The 6,800-nt window shown below is 40.5% G+C and carries 7 protein-coding genes; 4 read left to right on the forward strand and 3 right to left on the reverse strand.

The features are described from left to right. The first annotated feature begins 256 nt into the window (after positions 1–256). Both AN490_RS14655 and AN490_RS14660 read left to right on the forward strand, forming a co-directional pair. The gene (locus AN490_RS14655) at positions 257–571 is read left to right on the forward strand and encodes a type II toxin-antitoxin system Phd/YefM family antitoxin (protein WP_300004647.1); all 315 of its coding nucleotides are present in this window, start codon (positions 257–259) and stop codon (positions 569–571) included. Then, complete coding sequence (locus AN490_RS14660) at positions 564–887, forward strand: type II toxin-antitoxin system RelE/ParE family toxin (RefSeq protein ID WP_300004650.1); 324 nt, start codon at positions 564–566, stop codon at positions 885–887. Before AN490_RS14655 ends, AN490_RS14660 begins: the two co-directional genes overlap by 8 nt. A gap of 420 nt (positions 888–1,307) precedes the next feature. Here AN490_RS14660 and AN490_RS14665 read toward each other — a convergent pair whose 3' ends face one another. Then, entirely contained in the window at positions 1,308–1,643 is a 336-nt protein-coding gene (locus AN490_RS14665) for a XisI protein (protein WP_168696103.1), read from the reverse strand. 287 nt (positions 1,644–1,930) lie between these two features. Between AN490_RS14665 and AN490_RS14670 the strand changes: the two genes are divergently transcribed. After that, the gene (locus AN490_RS14670; protein WP_015079832.1) at positions 1,931–4,087 is read left to right on the forward strand and encodes a polyribonucleotide nucleotidyltransferase; all 2,157 of its coding nucleotides are present in this window, start codon (positions 1,931–1,933) and stop codon (positions 4,085–4,087) included. 365 nt (positions 4,088–4,452) lie between these two features. Beyond that, a complete protein-coding gene (locus tag AN490_RS14675; RefSeq protein WP_015079833.1) occupies positions 4,453–4,623 on the forward strand; it encodes a hypothetical protein in 171 nt (56 codons plus the stop codon). Between the two features lie 189 nt (positions 4,624–4,812). Here AN490_RS14675 and argH read toward each other — a convergent pair whose 3' ends face one another. Both argH and AN490_RS14685 read right to left on the reverse strand, forming a co-directional pair. Beyond that, complete coding sequence (gene argH / locus AN490_RS14680; protein WP_300004657.1) at positions 4,813–6,201, reverse strand: argininosuccinate lyase; 1,389 nt, start codon at positions 6,199–6,201, stop codon at positions 4,813–4,815. A 244-nt stretch (positions 6,202–6,445) separates the two neighbouring features. Next, positions 6,446–6,658 carry a hypothetical protein gene (locus tag AN490_RS14685; protein ID WP_148760391.1) on the reverse strand — a complete coding sequence of 71 codons (213 nt, stop codon included), beginning with the start codon at positions 6,656–6,658 and terminating at the stop codon, positions 6,446–6,448. Between the last annotated feature and the right edge of the window lie 142 nt (positions 6,659–6,800).

A 6,800-nucleotide genomic window follows, 5' to 3' on the forward strand; every position in this document is an offset into this window, starting at 1 on the left:
ATTACTTTCACCATCAAATATTTTATTCAGCAATCCTATGTCCTGCAAATATGCCAATCATAAAAATCTAAATCCCAACAAAAATCCTGTACATCCTTAAATCCTGCACATCCTGATTCTGACAAAAATATTTAATTATTCAAATCATCAAAATCCAAATCCCAACAAAAATCCTGTAAATCCTTTAATCCTGGAAATCCTGATTCTGACAAAATATATTGACAAACACAACCAGATTGAATTAACATCGAATTAGATGCTAATTAAAATTATAACCATGATAGACCTTGCTAAAGATATACATTCCCTTACTGACTTTAAACGGAATACCACTGAATTTGTACAACGGATTAAACAAACAAAACACCCTTTAGTTCTCACTGTCAACGGAAAAGCCGAGTTAGTTGTTCAAGACGCAGAATCTTATCAAGAACTTTTAGATGCGGCTGAGTTAGTAGAAACCTTAAAAGGTATTAAACTAGGTTTAGAACAAATGCAGCAAGGTAAAGGTAAAAAAGCCGAAGATTTCTTTAATGAATTGTTTAATAAATTAGATAATTCCAATGAATGAGAAATATCAAATTATCATCCAACCAGAAGCACAAAAAGCCATAGAAGAAGCTTATTTCTGGTTTAGTAATATTTCTCACCAAAAGGGTAGAACATGGTTAGAGGGATTATATAAATCTATATTATCTCTAGAAAAAATGCCTTCTCGTTGTTCTCTAGCATTTGAAAATGATTTTTTTGATCAAGAAATCAGACAACTCATATATGGAAAGGGACGAAACACATATCGAATTATTTTTACCATTCTTGATGATAATGTTCAAATTATTTTTGTGCGGCATTCTGCTCAAAAACCCATAATGGATGAATCTGAATAAGTATGATAGCGTAGCGTGGCGCAAGCCATATCAGGATATCCAGGATTTAAGGATTTACAGGATCAAGAGATTAAATATTTTTAATAATCACCAAATTCTGTGGATCTGACAATTCTGTGAATGATGATAAAAATATCTTATTAAGCATGAATAGGATTACATTACTTTCACCATCAAATATTTTATTCAGCAATCCTATGTCCTGCAAATATGGACATCCTGATTCAGACAATAAATATTTAATTATTCAAATCATCAAAATCCAAATTCATACAAAAATCCTGTAAATCCTTTAATCCTGGACATCCTGATTCAGACAAAAATATTTAATTATTCAAATCATCAAAATCCAAATTCATACAAAAATCCTGTAAATCCTTTAATCCTGGACATCCTGATTCAGACAATAAATGACCTTCTTTAAGCCACTCCATAATCTGTATATGGACGTTTATAAGGAGGATGTAAACCCAACACGATATCTTCTCTGGGAACACCCATTTTTACTAAATCTTCAGCGGGATTTTCTTCTGTTAAATTCTGTTGTAACCAAATTTTGCCGTTTTTAATATCGAAGTGAATCACCGTCATATAAACGCGATTTAAATGTTCCCAACCAACATTCATCCACTGATAATGGTCGCGTTCTGTATCAAAGATGAGTTCCACATCTACTTCGTCTGTGCAAATATCATCTTTGGCATAATCTGTTAGTAAGGTTTGAATATATTTTCGATATTTGGCTATGTTATCCATTCTATAATCACCTCATTATCTGGTTCATATACTACTTATAAATCTATTCCTTTTTAATGACAGGGGCAATTGCAATGCAGTTACTTACCTCTTAATTGATTGATAAAATATTATTAAATCGTTCAGCAAAAAGATAACTTAGAAGACAAACCCAGATATGAAGCCCGTTGTACAGCTAACTTAGAGAATTTTGTTGTATGTTTGTTCATTACAGAAGCCGTCTAGACTGCATAAATGTTAGGATTGCCACAGAGTGAGAATCGCGTAAGAGAAGGAAAAAAAACTGAATGGCAGAATTTGAAAAGTCAATATCCTTTGATGGACGGGATATTCGACTGACGGTTGGCCTACTAGCCCCCCAAGCAGGTGGGTCGGTTTTGATACAATCAGGAGATACAACTGTTTTAGTAACGGCTACAAGGTCAGCAGCGCGGGAAGGCATTGATTTTTTGCCACTGACCGTAGATTACGAAGAAAGATTGTACGCAGCGGGAAGAATTCCTGGGGGAATTATGCGCCGAGAAGGTCGTCCACCGGAAAAGTCAATTCTTACCAGTCGGCTGATTGACCGTCCACTCCGTCCTTTATTCCCTTCATGGTTGCGGGATGACTTGCAAGTTATGGCAATAACCATGTCAATGGATGAGCAAGTCCCCCCTGATGTGTTAGCAGTAACAGGTGCTTCAATTGCTACCCTCATTGCCCAAATTCCTTTTAATGGACCCATGGCCGCAGTGCGAGTAGGCTTAGTGGGGGATGATTTTATTATTAACCCTACCTATGCAGAAATTGCAGCGGGAGATTTGGATTTAGTCGTCGCCGGTTCACCAGATGGGGTAATCATGGTGGAAGCGGGTGCAAATCAATTGCCAGAGCGAGATATTATTGAAGCGATTGATTTTGGCTACGAAGCAGTTCGGGATTTAATTCAGGCTCAGTTAGATCTACTGGATGAACTAGGTCTCAAACTGGTGCAAGAAGCACCACCAGAACCAGATCAGACATTAGAAAACTATATCCGCGATCGCGCTAGTAATGAGATTAAAAAAATCTTAGCGCAATTTGAGTTAACTAAAACTGATCGTGATATTGCTTTGGACGCAGTTGAAGATAGTATTGCTGATGAAATTAAAGCTTTACCAGAAGAAGACCCCATTCGCATTGCTGCTACAGCAAACTCTAAAGCTCTTGGCAATACGTTCAAAAGTATTACTAAATACTTCATGCGCCGTCAAATTGTCGAAGATAATGTCCGCGTAGATGGTCGCAAACTTGATGAAGTCCGCCCTATATCTTGTCGAGTTGGCATAATACCCAAACGAGTTCATGGTAGCGGTTTATTCAATCGGGGACTGACTCAGGTACTATCAATGTGTACCCTTGGGACTCCCGGAGATGCCCAAAACCTCAACGATGACTTGCAACTAGAACAAACCAAACGTTACCTGCATCACTATAACTTCCCTCCCTTCTCCGTCGGCGAAACCAAACCATTACGCGCCCCTGGGAGACGAGAAATCGGACATGGTGCATTAGCAGAACGGGCATTGTTACCTGTACTACCATCCAAGGAAAAATTTCCCTACGTAATTCGCGTAGTATCGGAAGTTCTTTCTTCCAATGGTTCGACTTCAATGGGTTCAGTTTGTGGTTCTAGCCTATCCCTCATGGATGCCGGTGTACCAATTACTAAACCTGTGAGTGGTGCGGCAATGGGCTTGATTAAGGAAGGGGACGAAGTGCGAATCCTTACCGACATTCAAGGCATTGAAGACTTTTTAGGTGATATGGACTTCAAAGTTGCCGGTACAGATACTGGGATTACCGCTTTGCAAATGGATATGAAAATATCTGGGTTGCCTTTAGAGGTAATTGCCCAAGCTGTCAACCAAGCCAAACCTGCCCGGTTACATATTCTGGAAAAAATGCTCCAGACTATTGACACACACAGGGAAGAAACCTCACCCTATGCTCCACGTCTGTTGACCATCAAGATTGATCCTGACATGATTGGTCTAGTCATTGGACCTGGAGGGAAAACCATCAAGGGGATCACTGAAGAAACTGGTGCAAAAATTGACATCCAAGATGATGGTACTGTCACCATTTCCGCAGTTGATGAAAACCGGGCGAAGAGAGCGCGGAACATCGTTCAAGGCATGACCCGTAAACTCCATGAAGGGGATGTTTACATCGGTCGTGTGACACGAGTTATACCCATTGGTGCTTTTGTGGAATTCTTGCCCGGTAAAGAAGGCATGATTCACATTTCTCAGCTTGCTGACTATCGAGTTGGCAAGGTTGAAGATGAAGTAGCTGTTGGTGATGAGGTGATTGTCAAAGTGCGAGAAATTGACAATAAGGGACGAATTAACCTCACACGCTTGGGTATTCACCCAGATCAAGCAGCAGCAGCACGGGAAGCAGCAGCGGTAAACCATTAAATCGCTGGTTGGATTTTAGATTTTAGATTACAGATGAATCGCAAATCTAAAATCCGCGATGCCTTGCTAGTAGGCATCGCTGTCGAATTCTTTATTATTTAAGTATAAAAAATTAAATTTAATTGGGTTGTTAGAATAGAATTTTCCTCCTCACCTTGATGATGGCGCAGTCCTTACGCCCCTAGGAGTTTGCGATCGCTAAATTCTGGTTGACATTAGACTTTTTAGTGCGATATAATGGTATGCTATTTAAAGTGTATTGATTGCTGCACTAGGCTAAAAAAGTATATCAATAATATCGGTAGCTAATATGGCCTAAGTAATGCCTAGATGCCAATTTTTTGTTGTTTATTAATGAGGTGAATATGGCAAAGCGCCGTAACCCGAAAAAAGAAAAGGCGCTACGAAACCAGGCCTACGCCAGAAAGTTTCGTAAACGGACCACCACAGGTAGAATGGGCAGAAGATTCCAACAAAGACCGCCCAAGAGTGAAGAGGAAGACACAGGCGCAGCAGCAATGGACGCTGCTGATTAGTATGTCTGGTTAAATTTTACTCTTTCATATAGCAGGAGTCAGGAGTCAGGAGTCAGGAGTCAGGAGTATGGCTAACGCCACGCTTCGCTATCAGGAGTTCAGAAAGAAGAAGGAAGAAGAAAATTCTCCTGTTCCCTGTTCCCTGTTCCCTGTTCCCTGTTTCCTGTTTCCTGTTTCCTAACTTAGAAATTATTTCACAATGAGTTGAGTCCGGGCGTTGAGAAGAGCTTGTCTAACTTGGACAAAGCCTGTGCCTCCGTAGCTGTTGCGAGCTGCAACTACTTGACGTGGGGTTATGGCTTCATAAATATCAGTAGCAAATGCGGGATGGATTTGTTGCCATTCTTCTAGCTGCAAATCTTTGAGTAGTTTACCAGCGGCAATACTGGTTTTTACCACTTTACCAACGATGTTATAAGCTTCGCGGAAGGGTACACCACGGGCTGCAAGGTAATCTGCGACATCGGTAGCGTTAGCAAAGTCTTCTGTGACTGCTGTTGCTAATCGCTGATAACGAAATTCTAAACCTTCTTGCAGTAAAATTGTCATTGCTTCTAAACAGGCTTTGACTGTGTTCACGCTGTCAAATATGCCTTCTTTGTCTTCTTGGAGGTCTTTGTTATAAGCCAGGGGTAAACCCTTCATAATTACTAACATGGCTTGCAGATGACCAAATACTCGCCCGGTTTTGCCGCGCACTAATTCGGGTACGTCGGGGTTTTTCTTTTGGGGCATAATGCTAGAACCTGTGGCACAACTATCTTTGAGGGTGACGAAGCGAAATTCTTCAGATGCCCACAGAATCACTTCTTCGGACAGACGGCTGAGGTGAACCATGATGATACTAGCAGCACAGAGGAATTCTATGGCAAAGTCCCGATCGCTCACTCCGTCCAAGCTGTTAGCATAAACATTGTCAAAATGTAATAAATTGGCTGTATAGTGGCGGTCAATAGGAAAAGTTGTTCCCGCTAAAGCACCACAACCCAAGGGGGAGATATTCACTCGTTTACAAACGTCTTCCAAGCGTTCCCAATCCCGTTGTGCCATTTGGAAGTATGCCAGTAAATGGTGCGCTAAACTTACTGGTTGGGCGCGTTGTAGGTGGGTATAGCCAGGAATCAGAGTTTCGACATTTTTTTCGGCTATATCAACTAAGACTGTCTGAAAGTCCCGTAATTGCTGGCGAATTTGGTGAATTTGATCGCGGAGGTATAATCGAGTATCTGTACCTACTTGGTCATTGCGAGAACGGGCGGTGTGAAGTTTTTTACCTACATCTCCGACAATTTCCGTAAGTCGCTTTTCTACGGCAAAATGGACATCTTCGGCATCAACACCGGGTTGGAATTGCCCTTGACGATATTCTTGACGAACTTGTTCTAAACCGTTAAACAGTGCTTCCCCTTCTGTATAGGAAATTATCCCTGTATGAGCCAACATTTTGGCATGAGCTTGAGAACCAGTAATGTCATATTCGATGAGTTCAATGTCAAAACTGATACTCGCATTGAAACGAGCGATCGCCGGATGCAGCGCGGACTCAAACCGCTGACTCCAAGTTTGTTTTTCGGTCATAAATCTGAACAGAGGAAAAATGTGCTAATAGATACTAGAAGATAGGCAGATTCAATGTTGTATTTTGCTGTTAGAAACCGCCTTTACACACAGAAAATACATCTTCATGGGTTTCAAGCCCTTGTTTTTGTGTTAATATACGCAAGCCGACTTTGCCTGTGTAGTAGCAAATTATATTTGCTGGCAACCTTGAAAACACCCTGAGAGATTTTTCCTGAAAATCAATTCAAAATCTAAAATCTATTTAGCCGAAACTACTTAAACTTTTGAACAGATAACCAACAACTACACCAATAAACAGCGCCCAAACTTGCCCAGTTGTGATAAAGTGATTCCAACCAAGTCGCATTTGCTCCAAAAGGTCTGGGTCTTTAATATGACTGTAATCAGCCAGAAAAGTGATATTTTGGTGTAAATTGCCTAAAAATGGCAATAGTAAATCATTCAGGTTTTCCATAATACTGTAAGCAAAATCTTGACAAATTCTATTAAATAGTAAAAGTAGCTATTGACACTCTCAGGGAAGACAGCCACTGAGATTCTACTGACAGAATTAGATTAAAGGTTTAGCCTAATCTAATCTCGCTGCGACCGTCAAA

This window comes from Anabaena sp. AL09, from assembly GCF_001672255.1.
GTDB classification, from domain to species: Bacteria; Cyanobacteriota; Cyanobacteriia; order Cyanobacteriales; family Nostocaceae; genus Dolichospermum; species Dolichospermum lemmermannii.

Coding starts and splice junctions, on each gene's coding strand:
- AN490_RS14665 (WP_168696103.1), bottom strand. CDS start 1,643: ATGGATAACATAGCCAAATATCGAAAATATATTCAAACCTTACTAACA.
- AN490_RS14675 (WP_015079833.1), top strand. CDS start 4,453: ATGGCAAAGCGCCGTAACCCGAAAAAAGAAAAGGCGCTACGAAACCAG.
- AN490_RS14685 (WP_148760391.1), bottom strand. CDS start 6,658: ATGGAAAACCTGAATGATTTACTATTGCCATTTTTAGGCAATTTACAC.
- AN490_RS14655 (WP_300004647.1), top strand. CDS start 257: ATGCTAATTAAAATTATAACCATGATAGACCTTGCTAAAGATATACAT.
- AN490_RS14670 (WP_015079832.1), top strand. CDS start 1,931: ATGGCAGAATTTGAAAAGTCAATATCCTTTGATGGACGGGATATTCGA.
- AN490_RS14660 (WP_300004650.1), top strand. CDS start 564: ATGAATGAGAAATATCAAATTATCATCCAACCAGAAGCACAAAAAGCC.
- argH (WP_300004657.1), bottom strand. CDS start 6,201: ATGACCGAAAAACAAACTTGGAGTCAGCGGTTTGAGTCCGCGCTGCAT.